This is a genomic window from Ruegeria sp. BE9, from assembly GCF_056538765.1.
Map to the genome: position 1 here is coordinate 36483 of NZ_JBQFTS010000006.1, position 26295 is coordinate 62777.

The following is a 26295-nucleotide window of genomic DNA, read 5'->3' on the forward strand; positions in this document are numbered from 1 at the left end:
ATCTTTATTAATTGTCGTGTTCATAAACACGCAGCCAGTTGCCTGTAGAATAGCCTTTGAGCTTAAAAATCTTGTTACATAGAGCCTGTTTTGTTGCTTGGGGCTGTCGGTTTTGTCTAGGCATATTCGCCGGGCCATAGTGTGGCGTTTGCAGAGGGTGTTTCAGCCGACTGGATCAGCAACGTTCCGTAATTAGGTTAGCTCTGAGTCAATCGCTCACGGGCCCCTTTGAGTTGAATGTGCAACTTGGGCCTATAAGCTGGATGCCCATATTTGAGCCATATGGGCGTACATAAACATTAAATTCGTCATGTATTGCAGACTCAGAGGGGTTTGCCGTGCTAGGTCTAACTTTGAAGTAGTGGGGCTTCAGAGGGGCGACATGTCTCAGGACCTAGGGGACTGGCTAAACGCGCTTGGGCTATCTGAATACGCGCAAGCCTTTTTGGATAACAAAATTGATTTCGCAATTCTGCCCGATTTGACGGGCGAAGACCTGATCGAAATCGGAGTGACCGCCGTCGGAGACCGCCGCAGGCTACTGCGCGCGATTGCTGAGCTTGAGACCGTTGAGACAGTAAAACCCTATGAGCCCGAAGCACCACTAGAGCCTGCAAAACGGCAGGTGACGGTCATGTTTGCTGACCTTACGGGCTTCACCCGCCTGACCAGCGAATTGGATGCCGAGGACATGCACGCCTTGCTGAACGCGTTTTTCGCCAAGGTTGATCACGTTGTTGAGAAATTCGGCGGCCGGATCGACAAGCATATCGGCGACGCAGTCATGGCGGTTTTCGGCGCGCCGATTTCCCACACAAACGATACGGAGCGCGCAGCACGTGCGGCGCTAGAGATCCACGCGGTGTTACCCAGCCTGAACCCGCCTTTGTCTTGCCATATCGGCATCGCCTCGGGGCAGGTGATCGCCAGTACGACAGGCAGTCAAGCCCACACGGAATACACAGTAACGGGTGATGGCGTGAACCTCGCTTCGCGCATCACTGATATGGCCGTACCGGGCGAAACATTGGTTTCACACGATATTCAGCGCGCGTTAGGGCCGCTTTTCGTGGGCGAGAGTATGGGCGAGAAGGCGATAAAAGGCTTGAATGAGCCGGTCGAGCTTTGGCGTTTGGATCGCATGGCGCGAAACATTCGGTCACGTCGACATCGCTTTGTGGGACGCGAGCGCGAGTTGTCGCTATTCTCGGCTACGTTCGACCGGTGCCAGCAACATGGCAAAGGCGAGGTTCACATTGTTCTTGGTGAACCGGGGATTGGTAAGACCCACTTGTCCGAGCAGGTGGCCGAGATGGCCAGTAGCTTGGGTTACTCGATCCATAATGGCGTAGTGATGGATTTCGGCGCGCGCGAGGGGCACTCGGCCATTCAATCCGTTGCACGCAGTATTCTGGGGCTTGAGGCCATGGATGATGCAGCCACATGCGCAGAAATGGCCCAGAGCGCGGTGGCTAAAGGTTGGGTGTCGCCTTCAAATGCCGCCCACCTGAACGCGTTGCTGGAGTTGGAGCAAGATCCCGGCGTGGCCGAGGTTTACGCCGTGATGGACAATGCGACACGGTTGCGCGGGCGGCGGCAGGTGATTGATGAGTTGATTGCCGCGCGCAGTAGCGAAGCGCCGATGCTCATCCAGATCGAAGATATTCACTGGGCCGCGCATGATATCCTGACCGCTTGCGCCCATATCGCCGCCACCACGCGTGACTTGCCCTGCGTTTTGCTGATGACCAGCCGCGTTGAGGGCGACCCGATCAACCGAGAATGGCAGATGAGCACGGATGGCGCGCTGATCTCCAAGCTTGAACTGGCGCCAATGGGTGAGGATCAGGCCCGCCAACTGGTCGAAGAGTTCACCGGCATTGATCCAGAATTACTGGACGCTTGCGTGCAGCGTGCCGGAGGCAACCCGCTGTTTTTGGAGCAGTTGCTGCGGAATATCGATGTGCTGAAACGGGAATCTGTTCCCGGTAGCATTCAGGGCATTGTGCAGTCGCGTTTGGACGCGCTGGACCGATCCAGCCGGGCCGCGCTTCAGGCGGCGTCGGTTCTTGGACAACGGTTTTCGCCAGAGGTGTTGAACTTCATTCTGGGCGAAGGGCATCTGGATACCTCGACCCTGATCCGTTCAGCACTGATCCGCGAGGCAGGTACTGACCTGATGTTTGCCCACGCGCTTATCCGGGACGGGTCATATGCGACACTGGTAAAATCCGAGCGCGCCCGACTGCATCGTCAGGCGGCGAAATGGTTCGAGGACCGAGACGCCACGCTGCGCGCTCAGCACCTGGACCGGGCCGGGGCCACCAATGCTGCACAGGCTTACCTAGAGGCTGCCGAGAAGCTGATTCAGGCGTTCCAGTTCGACGATGCCAGCCCGCTGATTGAGCGAGCGCTGGAACTGCCTGCTCCGTCAGGGGTGCGGTTTGACCTGTTCTGTGCCCGCGGGGAAACTCATCGCTTGCAGGGGTTGTCGGATGACGCCCTGAGCGAGTTCAAAGAGGCCGCAGATCTGGCCGACGCAGACGAACAGGTGTGTCGCGCCCATATCGGGTTGGCGCAAGCGGCACGTCAGGCCAGCCTGTATAAAGAAGCACTGCAAAGCCTCGATACCGCTGAGGCTGCGGCAGAGCGGTCCGGATCCGAGCGGGACATTGCCCAAATCAACTATGTGCGCGGTAATGTCTATTTCCCGTTGGGGCGGGTTGAGGACGCGCTGCAGAGCAACGAAAAGGCTCTAACACTGGCTCGAAAACTTGAATCCGCTCGGTTAGAAGTAGGCGCGCTGAGCGGCTTTGGCGATGCGAACTTCATGAACGCCACGATGCAGACTGCCACCGGGTTTTATACTCAGGCGGTTGAACGCGCCCGAGAGAAGGGGCTGGTCCGGGATCTGGCGGCGAACCTTCACAACCTGAGCGTTGCGCGTAGCTATACTGGCGATGTAGCGCAGGGCAAACGGGATGCGCAGGAAGCTATCGAGGTTTCACAGAAGTATTTCGCGTTTGTTCCTGAATGCGTGGCGCAGACCTGCTTGGGTGTTGCGCATACGTTTCTGGGTGAGCTGGATCAGGCATTGGAGACCTTTACCGTCTCGGCTGAGATCGCCAACCGCGTCGGAGCTAAACGGCTTGAGGCGCAGGCGCTGGAACATTTGGCCCGTACGCAGGTTTACGCAGGACAATTGGAAGAGGCTCGGGAAACCGGCCAACGCGCCGTTGATATTGCTTTGGAGCATGGCCGCAACTTTGTTGGGCCAAAGGCGCTGTCGGCACTGGCAATGGCCGAAACAGACCCTAATAAACAGGATCAGCACCTGAAACTGGGCGCCCAGATCATCGCCGAAGGCTGTGTCGGTCACAGTCACTTGCACTTCTACCCAGATGCCAGCGCAGTCATGTTGGCACGGCAGGAATGGGACAGGGCCACTGAATACGCCGAAGCTTTGGGCAAGTTCACGGCAGATGAGCCCCTGCCGATGGTTGACCTGTCCATTCAACATGCGCGGGTTCTGGCCGCATGCGGCGGTTGGGGTATTCCCATGAGTGCGCATGAAGACTTCGAAGCGCTGGGTGCTCGGTTTACCGAAATGGGCATCACACAATCCCTCGTCGGACGACTGGACCACGCATGAGAGGGGCTGAATGAGCATAGAAAAGAAGGTTTGGTTGATTTCCGGTGCTCTGACGTTTGGTCTGGCCTTGCTGTTGTTCAAGCTGTTGGTCGCATTGAATCACTTCGAAGGCGATCCGACGCAGTTGCCGGATCAAGCCGCGGTTGACGACTATTTTAAAGAACTTGGGAACGTGCCGGAATACCGCGTGAAAACCGGCATCTTCATCAAATCCTTCTATTTCATCGGGGCAAGCGACTTACATGTCAGCGGCTATATTTGGCAGCACTACCTGGACGGCACCCATGATGCGATCAAACCGGTAAAGGGTGAGGTGGGTTTCATTCTGCCCGAAGCCACTGATGCCGCAAACGGCCTGATCGAAGAAGCTTATCGCATGGATCAGAATGGCTCAGAACTAATCGGCTGGTACTTTGAGCAGACCCTGCGACAGAACTTCGATTACACCAGCTACCCGTTCGACCACAAAACAGTCTGGGTTCGCTTCTGGCCCGCAGAGTTCGATACAAATGTGGCTCTAATCCCAGATCTTTCAGCATATCCGGCTACTGGGCCGAGCGACATCTTCGGTATCGATCCGCACATTGTTATGGGCACGTGGGAGCGTGAAAACACCTATTTCGACTATCGCCTGTCCGATCTGAACACAACGCTGGGTATCGGTGAGAATGAGTTCCAGACCAATCTGCCGGAACTGCACTATAACTTTGTCATCAAGCGAAACTTTGGGAATGCCTTCATTGTCCACATGATCCCTCTGATTGTGGTGACGATGTTGCTGTTTGGTGCGGTTATGACCGTGACCCGCCGCCCCAATCTGGTAGAGCGGCACGACTTCAGCACCTCAAGCGTGATCGGCACCTGTTCGGTTCTGTTCTTTGTGATCCTGCTGGCCCATGTTCAGTTGAGAGAAGGATTTGCCGGATCGCCAGTGATCTACATGGAGTCGTTCTTTTTCCTGATGTATTTCCTGTTGCTGGCTGTATCCGTGAACACTTACCTTTTCGCATCAGAGGCGGTCCCCTCGCTGCGTTTCATCCACTACCGCGACAATCTTATACCCAAGGCCGCGTTTTGGCCCTTTGTTCTACTGTGCATGGTTGGGATCACGGCCTACAACCTTAGCCTCAAAGCCGATCCTGAGGATGCAACCGTGATCGAGATGCAAAACTAGGCCGGCGGTGGCGTGTACCCCGGTTTGGGTGTGCCCGTGGCCATATCCAGTGTGTACTCCGCTACGATTCCAGACGTGCCTTTCTCCCATTGATCCAGATACTGGGTGGGATGAGCGATCACATAGGTATAGGCCGGCTTTTTCACGCCGTTGATCAAGACGTTGATCCGTTTTCGCACATAGACGTTCTCGGGAGAACCGGGGCCGTGATACCCTTCCAGCTTGTCCAGTTCCTTCATCCCGGTAGATGAGACTCGGTAGACCTCGCCCATTACCGCTTTGCCGCGGCCTTTCTGGTCGACCAGCGTGGCCATGCGGTGCAAGAAGCCGCAATTAGGGTTATCGCAATGCGGCTCGTTCGGCACGATCAGAGGCATACGCTGTCGGGTTACCGCCTCACCCACGAAATCATCCAGTACTTCGGCATGGGCATCGTGGTTCGGGAACCCCTTCTTTAGTGAACCATATGTGAAATAGAGATAGGTCTTTTCCCGATCGTCGATCAGATCATTCTCGTCCTCTTCCTCTAATTCCGTCAGCGTGTGGGTGTTGGCCCATTCATCCAGCATTTCGACAATCTCTTCGGCGACCTTTATATTTTTGGTATTGTTCGGGTTCTGCAGGAAGTGAATGCATGAGCTTGCGTCGATGCCATCTGCCTTGAGCAGGATTTCTACCATTTCGACCGAATTGTTCATTACGGCCACATGCAGGCTGGTAAAGCCGTGGTCATTGCTGGCGTTGACGTTGATACCCCGATCGATCAGTGCCTGCGCGGCCTCAAGGTCTGGTTTGCCCAGATCTACCCCATTCTCGTGCAACTCACCTTCGCCACCTGCTGCGTAATGCAACAAGGTGTCGCCGTTGGAATCATCAACGATGTCGATTCCGGTCATCCCGTTGTCGATGGCCTGCAACACGCGTGTCCATTGCTGGAAGTTATCGGCAGCAGCAGCCTCCTGTGCCCATCTGCAGATGTTATGTTCCTGATCGGCCAGTTCTTCGAAGGCTTCGTCCAGAACCTCCATGATCTGCTCCGGGGTCGCCATCATGCCGATCCCCATCATTCCGTTAGACAGTCGTCCTTTACGTGGCCCGACCAGATCGATGCCGAGGTCACGCAGCTTTTCTACGTTATTCTGCGTGGTGACGTTGTTCCACATATTCGTGTTGCATGCGGGGCAGAGGATCACCGGCTTGTTCCGGTACTGCCATGCCACAAAAACTGATGTCAGCAGATTGTCGGCGATCCCGTTGGCAATCTTGCCCATGGTATTGCACGTAACCGGCGCAACGATCACGCAATCTGCCCAGTCGCACAATGCAAGGTGTGAGGCTCGCAATGGCATTCCGAACTCGGTGTACCGAAAGTTCCACTCGTCATCATCTCGGTAATAGTCGTGGTGCGAGATATAGTCGTCGATCTTCTTGGGCCGGGTTTTCTTGATGTTTCCGGTTTCCTCCTCAACTTCGATATCGCGAAAGAACTTCTCGGCCGAAACCGAAGGGATAAGTTTGACGTTGTGGCCTGCGTCTTTGATCCGCTTGACCAGGTCCGGCACCTTATCCGCCGCCGAGGACCCACAGGCGCACAGCAACACGTTGCGCTTTTCGCTTGGTGCGTCGGTCAAGCCGCCCTTGGGATACCCAAAGATGTTTTTGTCCAGGCTGGGGGACTCGTGGCGCAGCAGGACAGGCAGACCAGCTTCTTTCACACGCTTCTGAAAGCTGCCGTCCAGTACAGAGTCGACTATGTCTTGCCGCCGTCCCATGCATTCGCCTTGGAAGAACAGGTATGGAGCCTTTTCCTTGCCGGTCATCATCGTCAACTGCCGGCGCATCTTCATGACATTGGCGCCATGACCTTCGATGTCGATCAGACGGGCGGTTGTGATGCCAATATTGCGCAGCATACTGCGCAGCATGTAGGACCAAGGGTCTTCGTCCGCATAATACAGCACGATCTCGTTCTTTAGTACGACGCGCGCAACGTCGGTTGGGTCTTCAGGTGGTTCTTGTTCCTCAATCACCAGCATTGCGGGGCTCTTGAGGTCGCGTAGACCACGGAAGATATGCCCTCTCGGCGCCTGCCAGACTTGTGATGTTGCCGGGCTCATGTCCACGACTGTCACAAGGTCTGTTTCTTCATCATACGCGATGCACAGACACCAGAATTCTTCCAGCAGCGCGGTTTCGCGATACACGTTTTCTGGCGGGCGGATGACTTCGAAGCCGAGAACGCGGTTGAAGTCTATGTTGATCATCAAGTGACGATCTTCGTGTTTGTTCAGGCTACGCAGCTGATCCCGAAACCACTCTTCGGGTGTTTTGTTACCTTTGTCGGGGCGCGTCCCATAGCTGCGGAAAACGCTGCCAAGATGAACGTCCGGCGACTGGCTGAGATACCGTTGCGCCATCGCATGCATTTCTTTGGCGGTAGACACCCGGCTAATGGCTTCGGTGAAGTCTGTTTGAGTTGCGATCAGCAGTTTATCTTCGTCGACCTGCTCATCCCCCAGGATCGCTAGGCTTTCTGCCAATACCCCAAGCGAGTTCATGTTCGGGCTGGCCCGCCGAAACAGATTGCGCCGTTTTTTGGGGTCTTTCGCCAGGTAAAGCGTGCTGTCGACGTAGTTGCAGTCCTGTTTTAGGGTCTGCAAATGGGTTTTTACGGCCTCGCGAGCCGAAAAGCGCAGAATGCCCCGTGACCGCATCGACGTTCCGTCGCGATCAGACATCCCGGCCCAAATCCGATCAACGGTGGTGACCCACAGCTTGCCGTATTTCTCGGGGTGCACATCCATCATGTGAATCAGGCCGGTTTTGGGGTTACACTTGGCAATAATTGCAAAATGCCCGCCCGGCATGTTCTCTTTACCGTGTGCAACGCCAACCTGGAAATTCGCGACCAGGATGTCGTTGTCCCCGCCGAGACGGTTGGATTCGTCAATCGCCTCAAGAAGCAATTCTGGTGAGGTTGTGGCCTCGTCCATGAAATAGGCCTGAACCTGTACTTTCTCGCGCAGTCCTTGCGTGTGAATGAACGTGCATGCGACGTCATAGAGTTCACCCAGCGAAATGCCGTCATTCACCACAAAGGAAGTTGGCAGCGAGCATTCGCGAAAGATGTCGTTTACTTCGCAACTGAAACCAAGCGCCGACATACTCAGTGCTGCGGCAGTCACACTGCAACAATTGATGGGCTGCTGGAAGTTCTGCATATGCACGCTGACCAAGTCACCGAACAATGTAGAATAGCAAGCTTCGCGGATTTCGATTGGTATTTCGAACCAATGTTTGCTGGACAGATAGGCCAGCTTTGTGCCGGGTGTTGCCAGTGCTTCGAGGCTGACAGGTATATCAAAGATCTTAAGGTGCTCTTCATAGAAATAATCACCGATATCTGCCGTCGCCAGAATAGTCTGGTCCTGTCGCAGCTGCACCACGCCGCCGAGAACGACATACATCCCCCGCGAAGGCAGAACCGTGTCTTCGGCCACTTCAAAAAACTCAAAATGTGGTTTGACGACTGACGGGTCATCCGCAGGCAGAACGGCATTAATCAATGCCCAGTCTTCGTCTGTTGGGTCAAAAGGCATAGTGTTTTCAATAGGATCCTTAGGCACGTTGTTTCCCCCCTGAACTTGGCCATCAAACGCGTCAACGAGCCAGCGTTGCATCCATAGGCAGCTTTCAGGCGGTCCGTGGTCGAGTTAATCCCTGGCCTCGGCGATCAAGGCTAAGATGGGCGGACCAAAGGCCTGAGAAATAAAATGCAAACAAATAGGCTCAATTGGATGAACCGTATCCTATTTAGATACAAAAATCACGGATCACGTTGATATGATTGTACGACTTCGTAATCAGGGCTGTTTTTTGTTCACATCCGTCCTGTTAGATTGGCCGAAGTTTGATGCCATTTTTCTAGCAACGTCATTGTCATTGGAAAACTCTATGGCAGCTAGAGAAAAAGCCCTCATCTCAATGGAAGGCGAGGCAAGTGTTTTCTCTGAATTAGGTTCGGTATCACGACTTCCCTATCCCGCCCTGAACTCGGTAAGCCTTTTTTGCCGACACTGGGGCCTCTGACGACTTCATTCACCGTAAAGCAAGCCATAATGCGGGATTGGGGCAGTTGGCATGATAATTTTCGCGCCGTGACGGCCGATCTGTGTGTGCGGCTATTAGGCCTGCTGGGGAATGGCAAAGATGCGTATGAGTGTGTGCCGATGCAGGGATCGGGAAGTTTTGTGGTTGAGGCTATGTTAACCTCAATGATCTCGCCCAAGGGCTAAGCATTGGTGCTGTCCAGCGGCGCCTATGGAAAACGCGCGGCTTAACCCCTCGCCTATGCCGGGCGTGATATGATTTGTTGGACAAAGGGGAATACCGGCCGCCACTCGGGGCCGAGGTGGCAAGGTTTTTAGCAGATGATCCAGCAATCACCCATGTCATTGCCGTTCACTGCGAAACCAGCTCGGGTATCCTGAATCCTCTGAGGGAAATCTCTGAAGCAATAGCAGCGTCGGATCGAAAGCTATTGATTGACAGCTTGTCCGCCTTTGGGCCCGTAACCTTGTAGTCCGAAGATTACACCTTCGACGCTATGGTTTCATCCGCAAACAAAGGTATCGAAGAGGTTCCCTGCTTTGATTTTGTGCTGGCCCGGAACACAGCCCTTGCCGATGCCAAGGGCAACTGCAATTCGCTCAGCCCGGACCTGCATGCACAATGGGATGCGTGCACTTGGCTTTGAAACCTTGTTGTTGGATGAGTGGTCGTCCCAATCATTGTGACTTTCTTCTGTCCAGCGGACCCTAACTTCAGCTTTTACCGGTTTCATGATCTTATGAAAGATCAATGCTTTATCATCTATCCAGGCAAGTTGACCGAAGTTGAAAATTTCCGCATCGGCTGTATCGGGCGGATGAGTTCTGAGATGGTGCGAGCGGTTATCGCAGCCGCAAAACATGCGCTCTCAGAGTTGGATGTCACGAGCGAAGCGCCACCGTCCGAGGCAGCGGATTCGCGAATGGTGCTAACCGCCTGACTTGACCATACGTCGGTAAAATCGTCAAATTAACGGAATAATCTGCGATTTCGTCAAGATTACCTCTGCGGTTCGAACACTCGGGGCCTCATACTTTCCAAAAGGAAAGAGGAGGCCCCGTTTTGAGCTGGAAAATTTGTGTCATCGGCGCAGGCAAGATCGGACAGATGATCGCAAGTCTGCTGCAATCATCGTCGAACTATTCCGTGACAGTTGCCGACCGTGATTTGGCGGCTTTGTCCGTTCTAAATCGGCTAGGGGTTTCGACCCGTCAAATCGATGTTGGAGATGACACTCAATTAGCTCAGGGACTTGCCGGCTTTGACGCGGTTATTTCCGCCGCTCCGTTCTTTCTGACACCAAGTATTGCCAAAGCCGCCAAGTCTGTTGGCGCACACTACTTTGACCTGACCGAGGATGTCGCGGCCACCAATGCCGTTCGCGAATTGGCCGAAGGCAGTGAAACTGCGTTTATGCCCCAATGCGGTTTAGCACCTGGCTTTGTCGGCATTGCCGGGGCCTCGTTGGCGGCTGAATTCGATGAGTTGGACAGCCTGCACATGCGGGTAGGGGCGTTGCCTCTCTATCCAACCAACGCGTTGAAATACAACCTGACTTGGTCGACCGATGGCCTGATCAACGAATACTGCAACCCTTGCGATGCCATCGTGAACGGCGAACGCGTCAAGACCGCTCCGTTGGAAGACTACGAGGTGTTGGGCCACGACGGCGTCGAGTATGAGTGTTTCAACACCTCTGGTGGCTTGGGAGCTCTGCCAGAAACACTGGATGGCAAAGCGCGGGCCGTGTCCTACCGCTCTATCCGCTATCCCGGCCATTGCGATATCCTGAAACTGTTGCTCAAGGATCTGGGGTTAGAGCGCCGCCGTGATCTGTTGAAAGACATCTTTGAGGCCGCTCTGCCGCGCACAGATCAGGATGTGGTTCTGGTCTATTGCACGGCGAAGGGCATGATTGATGGCACCTTGCGGGAAAAATCTCTGATCAACAAATCCTTTGCCCGCACAATAAACGGACATGTCTGGAGTGCGATTCAGGTCACGACCGCTGCTGGCGTCCTGGGAGTGGTTGATCTGATGCGGACCGGTGCTTTGCCCTCGAAAGGGTTTGTCCGGCAGGAACAAGTGAACCTTTCCGATTTCCTCAACACAGAATTTGGCCGGCTCTATCGCGCTGGTGACGTAACCGAACAAAACAAGGCGGCTTAAGAAATGAAAGACACCGTTATGACAGCCCAAACCACGCTCGCAAATCTGGATCTGAAGGAGGCCGAGCTAACGGGTGGTACGCTGGCCGTGCGATCCCCAATCGATGGCAGCCTTCTTGCTGAAGTGCACGAAACACCAGCCTCGGAAATGGATGCGATTTTTGCCCGCTCCAAAACGGCATTTAAGGCATGGCGCACTGTTCCGGCTCCGCGCCGTGGTGAATTGATCCGCCTCTTGGGTGAAGAACTGCGCGCAGCCAAAGATGATCTGGGTGCATTGGTCAGCTGGGAGGCCGGCAAGATCACATCCGAAGGTCTGGGCGAAGTGCAGGAAATGATCGACATCTGCGACTTTGCAGTGGGTCTGTCGCGGCAGCTGTATGGCCTGACCATCGCGTCCGAACGCCCAGGCCACCGGATGATGGAGACTTGGCACCCGGCAGGCCCGGTGGGTGTGATCTCGGCCTTTAACTTTCCGGTTGCAGTTTGGTCGTGGAACGCGGCGATCGCCCTGGTTTGTGGTGATACAGTAATCTGGAAGCCGTCAGAAAAGACACCGCTGACAGCGATGGCGTGCCAGAAGATTTTCGAACGCGCACTGGCCCGGTTCGGTGACGCACCTGAAAACCTATTGCAGACTCTGATTGGTGGCGCCGCGCTGGGCGAGGCGCTAGTCGCCAGCGAGGACGTGCCGGTCATTTCGGCCACTGGATCGACACGAATGGGTCGAGCCGTTGCGCCAGTCGTGGCACAGCGTTTTGGTAAGTGCATCCTAGAACTCGGTGGCAACAACGCGATGATCGTTGGGCCCTCGGCCGACCTGGAAATGGCGGTGCGGGCGATCGTGTTCTCGGCTGTCGGCACTGCCGGTCAGCGTTGCACAACTCTGCGTCGCCTGATCGTGCACAATTCGATCCGCGAAGAGTTGGTTGGCCGTCTCAAGAAGGCTTACTCTGGTCTTCCGATTGGCAATCCGCTGTCCGAGGGCACTCTGATCGGCCCTCTGGTGGATGAAGCATCGGGTGCGGCTATGGCCGCAGCGTTGAAATCCGCAGCCGCTGAAGGTGGTACAGTGTTTGGCGGCAGCCGTGTGACCGAAAGCGTACCCGCAGGGGTCTATATGGAGCCCGCAATTGTCGAAATGCCTGGGCAAACCGCTACGGTGAAAACCGAGACATTCGCTCCGATCCTATACGTAATGGGCTACGATGAATTTGACGATGCGATTGAGCTGCAGAACGATGTGCCGCAGGGGCTGTCATCTTGCGTATTCACCCTTAACATGCGTGAGGCCGAACAATTCCTGACTGCAGCCGGTTCGGATTGTGGGATTGCAAACGTCAACATCGGCCCGTCCGGAGCAGAGATCGGCGGCGCCTTTGGTGGTGAGAAAGAGACAGGCGGAGGGCGCGAAAGCGGTTCGGATGCTTGGAAGGCTTATATGCGGCGTCAAACCAACACCGTGAACTACTCGGCCGAACTGCCGCTGGCACAAGGCGTCAAGTTCGATATCTGATTAAGCTAACTGGCGGTGTCACGCGACGCCGCCGGTTCAATCCGCAAACAGGTAATCCAGGCGCATCACCGCATGAGCCTTGTCTTGTGAAACGTCGAGAAACGCGGCCACTGCAGCCTCGTTTTCAGCACGAGTGTTGGATTCGCGGATACGTAGATACCCGTCAAATCCTGCTCCTCGGATCATCTCAGATTCATACGCCATCGAATTGCGGAGCGTCGGCACCAGATTAGCTACACTTTCAGTGGGGCTGTTCTCACCGGCCAGACCGACTCGACGCGCGTGTCCGATCAGATAATCGTCTGAGTACTCGCATTCGATCTCCAGAACGTGCGTCTTAGCCTGATCGGCGCAGAAATCCTGAATGATGTCCAGATTGGCCGGATCTACACACAGCACAAGCCTGTCTTTACCAAAGTGGTCGAACAGCATGCGGACAACGGCACGCCGATGCCGTGATCTTTTTACCAGTGTGGTCTCAATCCCCCCAAGGTCGGGCAGGGCGGTGTCCTCTTCGTTGAACAAGTATTCAACGCACGGGATATCGGTTTCCGAAACGATTTGATCGACCAGGCGCTTGGCCACGTGCCATTTCTTGCAGACGATAATAAAGATGTCGCGCTCAGGGCCTAATGTGTTGCTGGCTTCCCAGAAACGTTGCCCAAAGCGACGTCCAACTCGGCCTCGACCAGTCAGAAATCCATACAGATTTCGGCCTTCGTTCGAAATTTTGAACTCGACACCTTCGCTGGCGTAGAGCTTACCGAGCCGCTCTTTCAGTTCATGTGCCTCGGGGCTGATCTTGCGGGCGAACAGGTAATCTTGCCCCAGCAGCATGTCATAGTGGTCGTTGTAAAAGGTGACCGGCATCCCGTAATCCGAAAACATTAGGAAGGTTGGGGTACGGTTTTCGATTTCTTCCCTTGGTATCAGATGACGGACCAATGTTTGGAAGAACGTTTCATCCGGAATCCATGTGGTTGAGAAAAAGCGGATCACATCCGGGCGCTGCTGGAGGAACTCTAGGATCATCTCGACTGTGCGGCGACGCAAACACCACCACTGGCTGCCTATCATCACCTGTATGTCCGCCGGGATGTCCCGCGTCAGGCCAAAGCGCTTTTGCAAGTCATACGAGGTGTAGAACAACTTGCTTTGCGTTCGCTCGTTGAAGAAGTGCCGATAGATCAACCGGTCTTCCTTCATGCCGGTCTTGATCCAGTTGCTGGCAAAGAAATCGTGGCTTTCTATGTAGTCCTTGTCATTTTCGTCCAGAAACCAATGTGCGTATTCAGCCGTCTTGATGGCCATGCAGTCACCGGACAGCATGTAGAAATGGGTGACGCGTGGAAATGCATCCACGGCGGCTTGCAGGGCATTTAGCGTGGCCTGCACCAGAGACCATTCGCCCCAACCGCATTTGATGCGCTTGGCTGCAAAGGTGACATTTGGATTGTCTTTCAGCGCACTACGAATGAGCTCATACGCGGCCGCGTTGGCGCGCGCATCAAAGTGTATGGCCATACAATCACCGGCGGCGGTCAGTTGCTCGGCTTGTGCAATGATCGCTTCTGGGTCTTTGTGGCACAAAAGAATATAGGCAATCCTTGCCATATCGTTTCTGTGATATCCGTTTCAGCTTGTTTGACCCGTGATACTGAGGATGGGCGATTGAATAAACAGAATATTTTTGGTTGTTTAGGTAACTAAGCGGGCGTGTAGGTTAATTGTTTACCCGTTAAGGAGGCACTGCAGATGGGTTTTCCCGGTACATGGATGACCGAAAGTGAAAGTATGGTCTATCGTGTTGTGCCCAAATGCGCGTGTTCGACCATTGGGCAGATCATGTATTACTCGGATCATGGTCAGTTTTTTGACGGTGATATTCACGACGCAAAAGACGGGATGCACAAATGGGCTTTCGATCATAGCCAAGATCGAATCTCAGGTAACATCAGGAACCACGCGTCATATTCGTTTACCTGCGTTCGCAATCCCTACACGCGGATTTTGAGTTCGTTTTTTGACAAGATCTGCGGCATTCAACGGAACGGTAAGCGATATCGGGGCAACCTTGTCCCCACATTGATATACAACTACGGCATCGAAGTTGGTGGCGATGACGGCAAGGGAGAATTTGACCAGATTGCCAGCTTTCGCCGCTTTCTTTTGTTCGCCCGCGATACCATCCGTTGGCGTCGGCCGATGGATCCAGACATTCACTGGTCTGCTATGTCAGGCCATGTCTCAACCTTCATCGTGAATGGCGGGCGCTACGATCGGATTTTCTGGACTGAAAAGTTCAACGATGGGATGCAGGGCGTTCTGGACAACCTCAACACGCCAAACGTGGTTAACCTGTCAGAAATCCCAAGGTTCAATGAATCTGAGGGGCATGGCCCAAAACGAGCACACCCTGTCGAAGCCTATTTTGACGACCTTTCCATGCACTTGGTCTATGAGATCTACAAACAGGATTTCGATCTGTTCAAATACGATTTCGAGAACCCGGCAAATAAGATGCCGATAGGTGAGATCGATCTGGATGAGGTGCACGCCAAGCTTGGCGACTGATTAAGCATCGGGATTGCTCCCCTTCATCTACAGTGAATCGGACGGAAATCTCCTCTTGTTGGGTACGGCGCCGGACCCGAACTCTCTAGCGTGCTAGTAGCTTTTGTTTCAGGCCAGTAGGAAAAAGATCAGGGCCATTTGCTGTATCTAGATCGTCGAGGGTCCGCCAACTTGCTGTGCAAATGACACCGTTATCCTCTGCGAAAGTTATGGTAGTGTCTGGCAAAGTCGATTGGTTGGCGAGGACCACGTCCGCAGCGAAAATGATTTCGTGCCCGAGTCCTGTTTCGTGGTGATAGATGTTCTCGAATACCAGCGGTGGGCCTGCGATTTCTACGTCAACGTCAAGCTCTTCTCGAAACTCGCGTTTCAACGCGCTCTGCCATGTCTCGCCGAATTCGACTGACCCGCCAAGAGGGCGCACACCTTTCAGTGAACCGCTGTCATCGTGAACATCTGCGGCCAGCAATCGTTTGCCCCTCCACAATAGTCCCACTGCCTTGACGCGAATACTTGGATGTGGGCGCCAGATCGTCATCTGTTCCTCGTTCGTTTGTTGGGCCACCCAAACTGAAAAGGCCCCGTTGCGCAATACAACGAGGCCTTTCGAAAGCTTTTCCAGACTGTATTAGACTTGACGCACGGCCCCTTTTGCCGCGCTCGTGGTCAGTTTGGCGTAGGCCTTAAGCGCCGTGGAGACCTTGCGTTTGCGGGGTTCGGCGGGTTGCCAACCTTTTTCGTCCTGCTCTTCGCGGCGTGCTGCCAACTCTTCGTCCGACACGGCCAGATGGATCGTGCGGTTCGGGATATCGATCTCGATCTTGTCGCCCTGACGAACCAATCCGATTTCGCCACCTTCGGCGGCTTCGGGTGAAACGTGACCGATCGACAAGCCGGATGTGCCGCCAGAGAAACGACCATCGGTCAGCAGGGCGCAGGCTTTGCCCAAACCTTTGGATTTCAGGTACGAGGTTGGGTACAGCATCTCTTGCATGCCCGGCCCGCCGCGCGGTCCTTCGTAGCGGATCACCACTACGTCGCCAGCAGTTACTTTGCCGGTCAGGATGTCGTTCACGGCCTGATCCTGGCTTTCACAGACATAGGCTGAGCCGGTGAATGTCAGGCTGGCCGGATCAACACCTGCAGTTTTGACGATACAGCCGTCGCGGGCGATGTTGCCAAAGAGAACGGCCAGGCCACCATCTTGGCTGAAGGCGTGTTCCTTGCTGCGGATCACACCGTTTTCGCGGTCGGTGTCCAGGTCTTTATAGCGGTTCGACTGGCTGAATGCTTGCGTGGTACGGACGCCGCCAGGGGCGGCCTTGAACAACTCTTGAGCCTTGGGGTTATTGGCGACTTTGATGTCCCAGTTGGCAATCGCTTCACCCATCGTGCCAGAGTGTACCGTGCTGCAATCTTCGTGCAGCAGCCCGGCGCGGCCAAGCTCACCGAGGATCGAGAAGATTCCGCCAGCGCGGTGGACGTCTTCCATGTGAACGTTCTCGGTATTCGGTGCGACCTTACACAGACAAGGTACATTGCGGCTGAGGCGGTCCATGTCGGACATGGTAAAATGAACTTCGCCCTCATGTGCGATGGCTAGAAGGTGCAGAACGGTGTTGGTCGACCCACCCATGGCGATATCAAGGCTCATTGCGTTCTCAAAAGCCTCGAAAGTGGCGATCTCACGCGGGAGGAAGCCTTTCTCGTTGAGATCATAGTGGCGCTTGGTGATTTCGACGATGCGGCGACCGGCCTCAAGGAACAGCTCTTTGCGGTCCGCGTGTGTGGCAAGTGTGGACCCGTTACCCGGCAGAGCCAAACCGAGTGCCTCGGCCAGGCAGTTCATCGAGTTGGCGGTAAACATACCCGAGCATGACCCACAAGTGGGGCAGGCGTTCTCTTCGATGTGCTGAACCTGCTCGTCGGTGAACTTGTCGTCAGCGGCCGCAACCATTGCATCAACCAAGTCAATCTTCTTGGCTTCCAGATCGGCGATGTCGATCTTGCCGGCTTCCATCGGGCCGCCCGAGACAAAGATAGCCGGAATATTCAGGCGCATGGCGGCCATCAGCATACCGGGGGTGATCTTGTCGCAGTTCGAAATGCAAACCATTGCATCGGCACAGTGCGCGTTGACCATGTATTCGACCGAGTCCGCGATCACTTCGCGTGACGGCAACGAGTACAGCATCCCGTCATGACCCATGGCGATACCGTCATCCACCGCGATGGTGTTGAACTCCTTGGCGACGCCGCCTGCGGCCTCAACCTCACGCGCAACCATCTGGCCCAAATCCTTAAGGTGGACGTGTCCGGGGACGAACTGGGTGAATGAATTGACGATGGCGATGATCGGTTTGCCGAAGTCATCGTCGCCCATTCCGGTCGCGCGCCAAAGGCCGCGGGCACCGGCCATGTTGCGGCCATGGGTGGAGGTTCTGGATCGGTACATTGGCATGATGCTGTTTCCCTTTTGCCCCGTTTGCGATATTCGGGCTGCGTACGTTATAGCGCACGTATCACATGTGCGCTATAACGCACAAGAGGATTCGGAAGACGATCGATATGGCACCAGACGAAATAAACTTAAAATTACGCGATGTGCGCGCGGCCTCAGGGTTGAGCCTGTCCAAGGTGGCCGAAATGACCGGCGTTAGCAAAGCCATGCTGGGCCAGATAGAACGCGGCGAATCCAGCCCGACCATCGCAACGCTTTGGAAGATTGCCAAAGGGTTTCAGCTGCCGCTGAGCGCCCTGATCGGCTCGGAGGCCTTGCGCGACACACCCAGTTCGGACGTATTCCATACAGTGACTTTTCCCGGCAGCATCGAGGTTAAGATTGTCTTTCCGTTTGATCCTGCCTTGCGCGCGGAGACCTTTCACGTCGACCTTGCCCCAAACCAAAGCCACGAAAGCGCCGCGCACGCGACCGGCGTGACAGAAGAGGTTTTTGTTCTAAACGGATCGCTTGAGATTTTGCGAGACGGCGAGTGGGTGCCGCTGTCGGCAGGGCAGGGTTTGCGTTTTGCTGCGGATCTGCCACATGGTTACCGCGCAGGAGAAATGGGCGCCGCGTTTCTGAACATGCACCATTACGCACAACTGGACGCTCTGGCCGCGATTGGCTGAAGCAACGTATTGAAAAAGGTATTTGATGACTGGTTTATGGGAAAGCCTGACATTGGCGGATGCAGTGGGCTCATTCGGCGCTTTGATCGTTGTTGCGGCTTACTTCGCAACCCAAATGCGGATGATGAACTCGGATGACTTGGCTTTTCCGCTGTTGAACCTCGGGGGCTCAATCCTGATCGTCTATTCGCTGCTTGAAAACTTCAATCTGGCGTCGATGTTGATCGAGTCTTTTTGGATTCTGATCAGCTTGATCGGGATCATTCAGTTTTTTCGGCTTCGACGCGTACGGTAGCCGTTCAAAACCTGATCCAGCCTTGAACCCAAATGCGCGCGCGTATAGGGACAAACCAAGCTCGCTTAGGGGAGGCTTTAATGCAGGACGATCCGAAAACACTCGTTTCCACTGAATGGCTTGCCGCCCATATCAACGATCCGGACCTTAGGGTTCTGGACGGCTCGTGGTACTTGCCGCAGCAGGGACGGGACGCCAAAGCCGAATATGACGAAGCTCATATTCCGGGTGCGCGCTTCTTCGATATCGACGAGATTTCGGATCTGCGATCTGACCTTCCGCATATGGCGCCACCAGTCGAAAAGTTCATGTCGCGCCTGCGGGCGATGGGTGTGGGCGATGGCCATCAGGTTGTTGTATACGACGGTGCCGGGCTGATGTCCGCCGCTCGGGTATGGTGGATGTTTCGCCTGATGGGACAAGAGAATATCGCCGTTCTGGATGGCGGTTTCCCGAAATGGCAGGCCGAAGGCCGTGAGATTGAGGATCTGCCTCCAGTCATCCGTGATCGACATATGACGGTACGCGTGCAGAACCATCTGGTCCGCGATGTGACCCAAGTGTCGGCTGCCACGAAATTGGCCGATCACGAGATCATTGACGCCCGCTCGGCCGCCCGATTTGCCGGAACCGAGGCTGAACCTCGTGAAGGTCTGCGTTCGGGCCATATTCCGGGATCGCGCAATGTGCCATTCGGGACACTGCTTAACAAGAACGGCACGATGAAGTCGCCCGATGACTGCCGTGCCGTGTTCGAAGCCGCTGGCGTTGACCTGTCAAAGCCGGCCATCACGTCTTGCGGATCGGGTGTGACCGCCGCGATCCTCAGCCTTGCGTTGGAACGCATGGGTAAGAAAGATCATTCGCTTTATGACGGCTCCTGGGCTGAATGGGGTGCTTTCCCGACCCTGCCCGTCGCAACCGGAGAGAACTGATGTTCGAGAACCTCAAACCGCAGCCCGCCGATAAGATCTTGGCGCTGATGCAGATGTACCGCGAAGACCCGCGCGATGAAAAGATCGACCTGGGTGTTGGCGTCTACAAGAATGCCGAGGGCGTGACGCCTGTGATGCGTGCTGTCAAAGCTGCCGAAAAGCGCATTCTCGAAGAGCAGGAAACCAAGGCTTATACCGGTTTGGCTGGCGATCCGGCCTATGCTGACGCGATGATCGGCCTGATCCTTGGTACTTCGGTTCCGCGCGCGAATATCGCGGCTGTGGCGACCCCCGGTGGCACCGGCGCTTGCCGTCAGGCGTTTGAGATGATCCGCATGGCCAACCCTTCGGCGCGTGTGTTCGTGTCGAACCCGACATGGCCGAACCATCTGTCGATCCTGAACTACCTGGGAATGGAAACAGTCCAGTACCGCTATTTCGACGGTGAAACCCGTGGTGTCGATTTCGACGGCATGGTTGCAGACCTGAAAACCGCCAAAGCAGGCGATGTTGTGCTGCTGCATGGCTGCTGCCACAACCCCACCGGTGCCAACCTTAACATGGTGCAGTGGCAAGAGGTCGTGAACATCATCAATGAGCTTGGCCTCGTTGCGATGATCGATATCGCTTATCAGGGTTTCGGCGACGGTCTGGAAGAAGACGCACAGGCAACCCGTCTTGTGGCCTCGTCGGTCAAACGCTGCCTGATCGCGGCGTCCTGCTCGAAGAACTTTGGCGTTTACCGTGAGCGTACCGGTCTACTGATGGCGATCAGTGATGATGCGGCACAGACCTCGCTTAACCAGTCAACTCTGGCCTTCCTGAATCGCCAGAACTACTCGTTCCCGCCGGATCATGGCGCGCGCGTCGTAACCACGATCCTGAATGACGAAGCTCTGCGCGCCGATTGGGCGGCGGAACTGGAAGAAGTTCGCCTGTCTATGCTGGGCTTGCGCCAACAACTGGCTGACGAGTTGCAGCGCCTGAGCGGGTCTGACCGTTTCGGCTTTGTCGCCCAGCATCGCGGTATGTTCTCGCGTCTGGGTGCCGCGCCGGAGTTGGTCGAGAAACTGCGCGCTGATCATGGCATCTACATGGTCGGCGACAGCCGTCTGAACATCGCCGGCCTGAACGCCACCACTGTGCCGATTCTGGCGAAGGCGATTGTTGACGTCGGCGTTTAAGAAGACACGATATCAAACAACAAAGGCCGCGCTGATCTGCGCGGCCTTTTTTTATTGTTGGGTTTAACCAAAAGTAAAAGCCGGGCGCGAACGCCCGGCTTTCGGTTCTTTAACTCAAGCCTTAGCCCTTGGAGAACTCGGGATAGGCTTCCATACCCAACTCGCCCATATCCAGGCCGTTGATTTCTTCTTCTTCGCCAACCCGCAGGCCAACAGTTGCCTTGATGATCGAGAAGAGGATGAAGCTGACTACGAAGACGAAGATACCGATCGCAGCGAAACCAATGATCTGGGTTACGAACGATGCGCCATCGTTGGTCCAAGCCACGATGAAGGTGCCCCAGAAACCTGCGATCAGGTGAACCGGGATCGCACCAACTACGTCGTCGATCTTCATGCGGTCCAGCATCGGTACGGTGAAGACTACGATCACACCACCTACGGCACCAATGATCAGCGCTTCGAACAGGGTTGGAGCCAGCGGTTCCGCGGTGATCGAGACCAGGCCGGCCAGAGCGCCGTTCAGCACCATGGTCAGGTCGACCTTGCCGTACATCAGCTGTGTCAGGATCAAACAGGCGACGGCACCAGCAGCAGCGGCCATGTTTGTGTTGGCGAAGATGCGGCTGATGTCGGCGATGTCACCAATGGTGCCCATTGCCAGCTGCGAGCCGCCGTTGAAGCCGAACCAACCCAGCCACAGGATGAACGTACCCAGAGTGGCCAGTGCCAGGTTAGAACCGGGGATCGGAACCACTTTGCCGTCTTTGTTGTACTTGCCGATACGTGGGCCCAGTACGATGGCACCTGCCAGTGCTGCGAAACCACCTGCGGCGTGCACCAGAGTTGAGCCAGCAAAGTCGCTGAAGCCCATTTCGGACAGCCAGCCGCCGCCCCACTGCCAGGAAGCTTCGATCGGGTAGATGATGCCGGTCAGGACGATCACGAAGGCGAAGAAGGGCCACAGTTTGACGCGTTCGGCCATGGTGCCCGAAACGATGGACGCGGTGGTGGCGCAGAACATCAGCTGGAAGAAGAAGTCCGAACCCACAGATGCGTAGGAAAGGTCTGCATTCACGCCGTCAAGGCCAACGGCTTCAAGCGATGCTGGCGAGATTGCGCCCAGAACGCCCGGGATCATCCAGCCATCGCCTGGGTACATCAGGCCGTAGCCGATCAGCCAGTACATGATGGCAGCAAAGGAAAACAGGCCCATGTTCTTGACCAGCTGCATGGCAACGTTCTTGGAGCGTACCAGGCCTGCTTCGAGCATGGCAAAGCCAGCTGCCATCCAGAACACCAGAAAGCCGCCAACCAGGAACAGCAGTGAGGTCAGAATAAATTGCGTGTGCTGCGCGGTCTCGCCGCCAGCGGCCTCTTGCGCAAGGCCCATCTGCGGCAGCGCGACAATCGCAGCGGCAGGGATGAGAGATTTCATCAGGTTCATTTTTAGTCCTCGAATGATAGTGAGTGGGGGCGCTTACAGCGCCTCTTCGTTCGTTTCCCCGGTCCGCACGCGCAGGGCTTGCTCGACATCGAGGACAAAAATCTTGCCGTCACCGATCTTGCCGGTCTTGGCGGTGCTGGTGATGGTTTCGACGATCTGGTCCGCCATCGTGGCAGGTACGACGATCTCGAGTTTGATCTTGGGTACGAAGTTCACGGCGTATTCGGCGCCGCGGTAGATTTCCGTGTGACCTGATTGCGAGCCGAAGCCCTTGATTTCGGTCACCATCATGCCGCGCACGCCTGCTTCGGTCAGTGCCTCACGCACTTCCTCCAGCTTGAACGGCTTGATTGTCGCAATGATCAGTTTCACGTTCTTCCCCTCTGGTTCCCCGGTCTGTCCGGCTTGTTTGCACCTGCAGAAAAAAGCGTGCTTGCGCGCAGTAAGGAACGGGTTGGGGGGCGAAACGCTGGGGAAAATAGTGGCAAGGTGCACAATTTTTGCACAAAAAATGATGAATGATTAAAATATAGGCGATATGAGGAAGACCTTTTCAGGAAATTCATACCTCTACTTCACCGGTTTGGCAGGGTATGGTGCGACAAAACGAAAACCGGGCAGAGTTTGAGCATGACTGAGTCCAGGCGCCGAAAGGCTCCGCTTGTTGCGGATAAAAGATACCCGTCGAAAGGGCGCAAGCCCACGGCGGCTAAACGCACTGCGAAGCCCGCAGGCAAGAAAGCGACTGCGCGCAAAACGACCACTCGTAAAACGACCCGAAAGACAACGCGCAAGAAATCCACCGGCGGTGGCGGTGGTGGTTTCTTTCGCCGGATGTTCCGCTGGATTTGGCGGTTGATCTGGGGGGTTACGTGGCGCGTGGGCGCGGTGGCCGCCCTGTTGCTGGCGCTTGCCGTAGGCATTGTCTACACTTCGCTGCCCGATGTGGACGCACTGTTGGATGGTCGGGCGCGGGGGTCGGTTACCTTGCTGGACCGCGACGGCAAGGTCTTTGCCTGGCGTGGCGATCAGTTCGGTGGAGTGATCACTGCTGATACCGTTTCGCCGCATTTGAAGAACGCTGTGGTCGCGACCGAGGACAAGCGATTCTACCGTCATTTCGGTGTCAGCCCTCGTGGCGTCGCCAGTGCCGTTCGAATCAACCTGAGCGAAGGGCGTGGGCCGTTGTCAGGCCACGGTGGATCAACCATTACGCAACAAACCGCCAAGCTGTTGTGTCTGGGTGTTCCTTATGTGCCCAGCGAATGGGAATCCGAGGCCGCATATGAAGCGGATTGCCGTCAAGGGTCACTGTGGCGTAAGGCCAAGGAGGCGGTCTATGCGATGGCGATGGAGGTGAAATACTCCAAGGACGAAATCCTGACCATTTATTTGAATAGGGCGTTCCTGGGTGCAGGTGCCCGTGGTTTTGAGGCCGCAAGTCAGCGTTATTTTGGCATTTCAGCGGCCGAGGTGAACCCAGCGCAGGCCGCGATGTTGGCTGGCTTGCTGGTGGCGCCCACACGATATGCGCCCACGAACAACCTGCAACGCTCGCAGGACCGGGCGCAGTTGGTGATCGGGTTGATGGAGGCTCAAGGTTATCTGACGACCGCCCAGGCTAGCAGTGCTCGCGGCAATCCTGCGCAACTGTCTGAGGCCGCAGCGGCACGAGCAGGCGGGTATTTCGCGGATTGGGTGATTACTGAGCTGCCCAGCTTCTTTGGGTCAGAAACAACAGATGACGTTGTGATCCGCACAACTTTGGACCAGCGATTGCAGAAGTCTGCAGAAGAAGCCCTTAAGTACATCTTTCAGGAGAAAGTACGCGAAGGGTCCAAGGCGCAGGCTGCGATTGTGGTGATGTCGGCGGACGGTGCCGTGCGTGCAATGGTCGGAGGGCGTAAGACGCGGGTCTCAGGTGCGTTCAACCGGGCGACGCAGGCCTTGCGGCAGACGGGGTCGTCCTTCAAGCCATTTGTCTACGCTACCGCGCTTGAACTAGGCTACTCACCGCTGGATACGGTTGTGGACGAGCCTTATTGCGTCAACATCCCCGGATCAGGTCAGTGGTGCCCTAAGAACTATACAAACAAGTTCTATGGCCGGGTTACTCTGGCGGATGCACTGAAGAACTCGCTCAACATTCCAGCGGTCAAAGTGGCCGAAGTCGCTGGGCTGGAGAATGTGCGCACCGTGGCAAGCGAGTTTGGCATAGAAAGCAATCTTGCTGAGGGGCCGGCGCTGGCTCTGGGTGCATCTGAAAGCACTCTGATTGAGATGACAGGAGCCTACGCTGGCATCCTGAATGGCGGCTCTGCCGTTGAACCTTATGGTCTGACTGAACTGAAACTGCTGGGCGATCAAAGCCCGCTAATGGTGACGACGACTGGTATTGGCGAACGTGTGATCAACGACAAAGCCGCAAAGCAGCTGACATGGATGATGGAGCGAGTGGTATCCGAGGGCACCGGCGCGCGGGCGCAACTGCCCGGATGGCAGGTGGCAGGCAAGACTGGCACGACACAAGCGGCGCGGGATGCATGGTTTATCGGGTTCACCGCGGATTACGTAGCCGGTGTTTGGATGGGGTACGATGACAACACGCCGCTTTCTGGTGTGACTGGCGGCGGATTGCCTGCAGAAATCTGGAAAGAAACGATGCTGCGCGTTACCGAAGGGATGACTCCGACGCCGCTGCCAATGTTGGCACCCGATCCTCCAGTGCGCACAGCACAACCCCAACAGCAGCGCCGCCGTCAAGGGCGTGGCTTTGAAGAGACCATCAACAACTTCTTCAAGAATGTGTTCGGAAACTGAGATACAAAAAAGGCGGTGCACTGGCACCGCCTTTAGCAACTAGTTGGTTGCCTGATTACAGGCTTTCGTCCAGAGCGGCCAGAATGGCGTCACCCATTTCTGTGGTGGAAACCGGCTGAACGCCTTCATCGGCCAGCAGATCACCGGTGCGGACACCGTCAGCCAGAACTTTCTCGATCGCGGCTTCAAGGCGGTCGGCCTCAGCGCCCTGATCAAAGCTGTAGCGCAGCGCCATGGCAAAGCTAAGGATACAGGCGATCGGGTTTGCCTTGCCCTGACCTGCGATATCCGGGGCCGAGCCGTGTACGGGTTCGTACATCGCCTTGGGGCGGCCATTGGCCATCGGAGCACCCAAGGACGCGGAGGGCAGCATACCCAGCGAACCGGTCAGCATCGCGGCACAATCCGACAGGATATCGCCGAACAGGTTGTCGGTGACGATGACGTCGAACTGCTTGGGCGCGCGCACCAGCTGCATCGCGCCGTTGTCGGCGTACATGTGGGTCACTTCGACCTCGGGGTAGTCCTTGGCTACACGGTCCACGACCTCGCGCCAGAGGATACCGGCCTCCATCACGTTGGCCTTCTCCATCGAGCACAGCTTCTTGTTCCGGCGCATCGCCAGTTCAAAAGCCGAACGCGCGGCGCGTTCGATCTCGGATTCGGTGTAACGCTGGGTGTTGATGCCCACACGCTCGTTGCCTTCTTCGAAGATGCCGCGCGGTTCGCCGAAATAGACGCCCGAGGTCAGCTCGCGCACGATCATGAGGTCTAGACCGGCAACGATGTCTTTCTTCAGCGACGAGAAATCCGCCAGAGCGTCAAAGCACTGCGCCGGGCGCAGGTTGGAATAAAGGTCCATTTCCTTGCGCAGACGCAGCAAGCCACGCTCGGGCTTTAGGCTGAAATCCAGGTCGTCGTATTTTGGGCCGCCAACGGCACCCAGAAGAACCGCATCGACTTCTTGAGCTTTGGCCATTGTCTCGTCGGACAAGGGCTTGCCATGCGCGTCATAGGCGGCGCCGCCGACCAGATCCTCGCTCACGTCAAATTCCAGGCCGCGGTTCGCACCGAACCAGTCGATTACGCGGCGCACTTCGGCCATGACTTCGGGGCCAATACCGTCTCCGGGCAGGATGAGGAGCGAGGGGTTGGACATGAAGGATCTCCTTGCGTTTCGTCGCAATGGCCCTAGCGCTTGCGCCGCATCGGGTCAATGAGACGAGCAGGTCTTTGTGGCCGGGAAATCCGGTTTCCGGGCCGAAATCACCGCCCAACCTGCGCTTTT

Annotated in this window: 18 protein-coding genes; 10 read left to right on the forward strand and 8 right to left on the reverse strand. The window is 55.8% G+C overall.

Features of this window, described 5'->3' with window-relative positions; all coding sequences use genetic code 11:
• Window positions 1–382: 382 nt before the first annotated feature.
• Together ACR0EO_RS15760 and ACR0EO_RS15765 are read left to right on the forward strand one after the other, a co-directional pair.
• A complete protein-coding gene (locus ACR0EO_RS15760) occupies window positions 383–3652 on the forward strand; it encodes an adenylate/guanylate cyclase domain-containing protein (RefSeq protein WP_480691453.1) in 3270 nt (1089 codons plus the stop codon).
• A gap of 10 nt (window positions 3653–3662) precedes the next feature.
• Window positions 3663–4826: a hypothetical protein gene (locus tag ACR0EO_RS15765; protein WP_480691454.1), complete on the forward strand. Its 1164-nt coding sequence runs from the start codon at window positions 3663–3665 to the stop codon at window positions 4824–4826.
• Here ACR0EO_RS15765 and ACR0EO_RS15770 read toward each other — a convergent pair.
• Both ACR0EO_RS15770 and ACR0EO_RS15775 read right to left on the reverse strand, forming a co-directional pair.
• The gene (locus ACR0EO_RS15770; RefSeq protein ID WP_480691455.1) at window positions 4823–8452 is read right to left on the reverse strand and encodes a flavoprotein; all 3630 of its coding nucleotides are present in this window, start codon (window positions 8450–8452) and stop codon (window positions 4823–4825) included. The two genes, ACR0EO_RS15765 and ACR0EO_RS15770, sit on opposite strands and share 4 nt — an antisense overlap.
• 986 nt (window positions 8453–9438) lie before the next feature.
• Window positions 9439–9798: a hypothetical protein gene (locus tag ACR0EO_RS15775; RefSeq protein WP_480691456.1), complete on the reverse strand. Its 360-nt coding sequence runs from the start codon at window positions 9796–9798 to the stop codon at window positions 9439–9441.
• 200 nt (window positions 9799–9998) lie between these two features.
• On the opposite strand from ACR0EO_RS15775, the gene ACR0EO_RS15780 reads away from it, so the two are divergent.
• Window positions 9999–11105, forward strand: coding sequence for a saccharopine dehydrogenase family protein (locus ACR0EO_RS15780; protein ID WP_480691457.1), 1107 nt, complete (start codon window positions 9999–10001; stop codon window positions 11103–11105).
• A gap of 3 nt (window positions 11106–11108) precedes the next feature.
• On the forward strand, window positions 11109–12620 hold the full coding sequence (gene amaB, locus ACR0EO_RS15785; protein ID WP_480691458.1) for an L-piperidine-6-carboxylate dehydrogenase: 1512 nt from the start codon (window positions 11109–11111) through the stop codon (window positions 12618–12620).
• Window positions 12621–12656: 36 nt separating this feature from the next.
• Here amaB and ACR0EO_RS15790 read toward each other — a convergent pair whose 3' ends face one another.
• Window positions 12657–14234, reverse strand: a complete 1578-nt coding sequence (locus tag ACR0EO_RS15790; protein WP_480691459.1) for a DUF5928 domain-containing protein — start codon at window positions 14232–14234, stop codon at window positions 12657–12659.
• 141 nt (window positions 14235–14375) lie between these two features.
• On the opposite strand from ACR0EO_RS15790, the gene ACR0EO_RS15795 reads away from it, so the two are divergent.
• Entirely contained in the window at window positions 14376–15194 is an 819-nt protein-coding gene (locus ACR0EO_RS15795) for a sulfotransferase family protein (protein WP_480691460.1), read from the forward strand.
• A gap of 85 nt (window positions 15195–15279) precedes the next feature.
• Here the strand turns inward: ACR0EO_RS15795 and ACR0EO_RS15800 are convergent, their stop codons facing one another.
• Entirely contained in the window at window positions 15280–15732 is a 453-nt protein-coding gene (locus ACR0EO_RS15800) for an NUDIX hydrolase (RefSeq protein ID WP_480691461.1), read from the reverse strand.
• 90 nt (window positions 15733–15822) lie between these two features.
• Entirely contained in the window at window positions 15823–17655 is a 1833-nt protein-coding gene (gene ilvD, locus ACR0EO_RS15805; protein WP_480691462.1) for a dihydroxy-acid dehydratase, read from the reverse strand.
• Window positions 17656–17762: 107 nt separating this feature from the next.
• Here ilvD and ACR0EO_RS15810 point away from each other — a divergent pair, with 107 nt between their 5' ends.
• From ACR0EO_RS15810 to ACR0EO_RS15825, 4 genes are all read left to right on the forward strand, one after another.
• On the forward strand, window positions 17763–18326 hold the full coding sequence (locus tag ACR0EO_RS15810) for a helix-turn-helix domain-containing protein (protein WP_480691463.1): 564 nt from the start codon (window positions 17763–17765) through the stop codon (window positions 18324–18326).
• Window positions 18327–18351: 25 nt separating this feature from the next.
• A complete protein-coding gene (locus tag ACR0EO_RS15815; RefSeq protein ID WP_480691464.1) occupies window positions 18352–18621 on the forward strand; it encodes a CBU_0592 family membrane protein in 270 nt (89 codons plus the stop codon).
• A gap of 80 nt (window positions 18622–18701) precedes the next feature.
• The gene (gene sseA / locus ACR0EO_RS15820; protein ID WP_480691465.1) at window positions 18702–19556 is read left to right on the forward strand and encodes a 3-mercaptopyruvate sulfurtransferase; all 855 of its coding nucleotides are present in this window, start codon (window positions 18702–18704) and stop codon (window positions 19554–19556) included.
• The gene (locus ACR0EO_RS15825) at window positions 19556–20740 is read left to right on the forward strand and encodes an amino acid aminotransferase (RefSeq protein WP_480691466.1); all 1185 of its coding nucleotides are present in this window, start codon (window positions 19556–19558) and stop codon (window positions 20738–20740) included. The genes sseA and ACR0EO_RS15825 overlap by 1 nt, the downstream gene beginning before the upstream one ends.
• A gap of 121 nt (window positions 20741–20861) precedes the next feature.
• Here the strand turns inward: ACR0EO_RS15825 and ACR0EO_RS15830 are convergent, their stop codons facing one another.
• The gene (locus ACR0EO_RS15830) at window positions 20862–22187 is read right to left on the reverse strand and encodes an ammonium transporter (RefSeq protein ID WP_480691467.1); all 1326 of its coding nucleotides are present in this window, start codon (window positions 22185–22187) and stop codon (window positions 20862–20864) included.
• A gap of 33 nt (window positions 22188–22220) precedes the next feature.
• Window positions 22221–22559 carry a P-II family nitrogen regulator gene (locus tag ACR0EO_RS15835; RefSeq protein WP_480531499.1) on the reverse strand — a complete coding sequence of 113 codons (339 nt, stop codon included), beginning with the start codon at window positions 22557–22559 and terminating at the stop codon, window positions 22221–22223.
• 258 nt (window positions 22560–22817) lie between these two features.
• Here ACR0EO_RS15835 and ACR0EO_RS15840 point away from each other — a divergent pair, with 258 nt between their 5' ends.
• The gene (locus ACR0EO_RS15840; RefSeq protein ID WP_480691468.1) at window positions 22818–25007 is read left to right on the forward strand and encodes a transglycosylase domain-containing protein; all 2190 of its coding nucleotides are present in this window, start codon (window positions 22818–22820) and stop codon (window positions 25005–25007) included.
• Between the two features lie 55 nt (window positions 25008–25062).
• Here the strand turns inward: ACR0EO_RS15840 and leuB are convergent, their stop codons facing one another.
• Window positions 25063–26166: a 3-isopropylmalate dehydrogenase gene (leuB, locus tag ACR0EO_RS15845; protein ID WP_480691469.1), complete on the reverse strand. Its 1104-nt coding sequence runs from the start codon at window positions 26164–26166 to the stop codon at window positions 25063–25065.
• Window positions 26167–26295 lie beyond the last annotated feature (129 nt).

Coding starts and splice junctions, on each gene's coding strand:
- leuB (WP_480691469.1), bottom strand. CDS start 26,166: ATGTCCAACCCCTCGCTCCTCATCCTGCCCGGAGACGGTATTGGCCCC.
- ACR0EO_RS15830 (WP_480691467.1), bottom strand. CDS start 22,187: ATGAACCTGATGAAATCTCTCATCCCTGCCGCTGCGATTGTCGCGCTG.
- ACR0EO_RS15840 (WP_480691468.1), top strand. CDS start 22,818: ATGACTGAGTCCAGGCGCCGAAAGGCTCCGCTTGTTGCGGATAAAAGA.
- ACR0EO_RS15810 (WP_480691463.1), top strand. CDS start 17,763: ATGGCACCAGACGAAATAAACTTAAAATTACGCGATGTGCGCGCGGCC.
- ACR0EO_RS15800 (WP_480691461.1), bottom strand. CDS start 15,732: ATGACGATCTGGCGCCCACATCCAAGTATTCGCGTCAAGGCAGTGGGA.
- ACR0EO_RS15815 (WP_480691464.1), top strand. CDS start 18,352: ATGACTGGTTTATGGGAAAGCCTGACATTGGCGGATGCAGTGGGCTCA.
- amaB (WP_480691458.1), top strand. CDS start 11,109: ATGAAAGACACCGTTATGACAGCCCAAACCACGCTCGCAAATCTGGAT.
- ACR0EO_RS15825 (WP_480691466.1), top strand. CDS start 19,556: ATGTTCGAGAACCTCAAACCGCAGCCCGCCGATAAGATCTTGGCGCTG.
- ACR0EO_RS15765 (WP_480691454.1), top strand. CDS start 3,663: ATGAGCATAGAAAAGAAGGTTTGGTTGATTTCCGGTGCTCTGACGTTT.
- ACR0EO_RS15790 (WP_480691459.1), bottom strand. CDS start 14,234: ATGGCAAGGATTGCCTATATTCTTTTGTGCCACAAAGACCCAGAAGCG.
- ACR0EO_RS15795 (WP_480691460.1), top strand. CDS start 14,376: ATGGGTTTTCCCGGTACATGGATGACCGAAAGTGAAAGTATGGTCTAT.
- sseA (WP_480691465.1), top strand. CDS start 18,702: ATGCAGGACGATCCGAAAACACTCGTTTCCACTGAATGGCTTGCCGCC.
- ACR0EO_RS15760 (WP_480691453.1), top strand. CDS start 383: ATGTCTCAGGACCTAGGGGACTGGCTAAACGCGCTTGGGCTATCTGAA.
- ilvD (WP_480691462.1), bottom strand. CDS start 17,655: ATGCCAATGTACCGATCCAGAACCTCCACCCATGGCCGCAACATGGCC.
- ACR0EO_RS15775 (WP_480691456.1), bottom strand. CDS start 9,798: ATGTTTTGCGGCTGCGATAACCGCTCGCACCATCTCAGAACTCATCCG.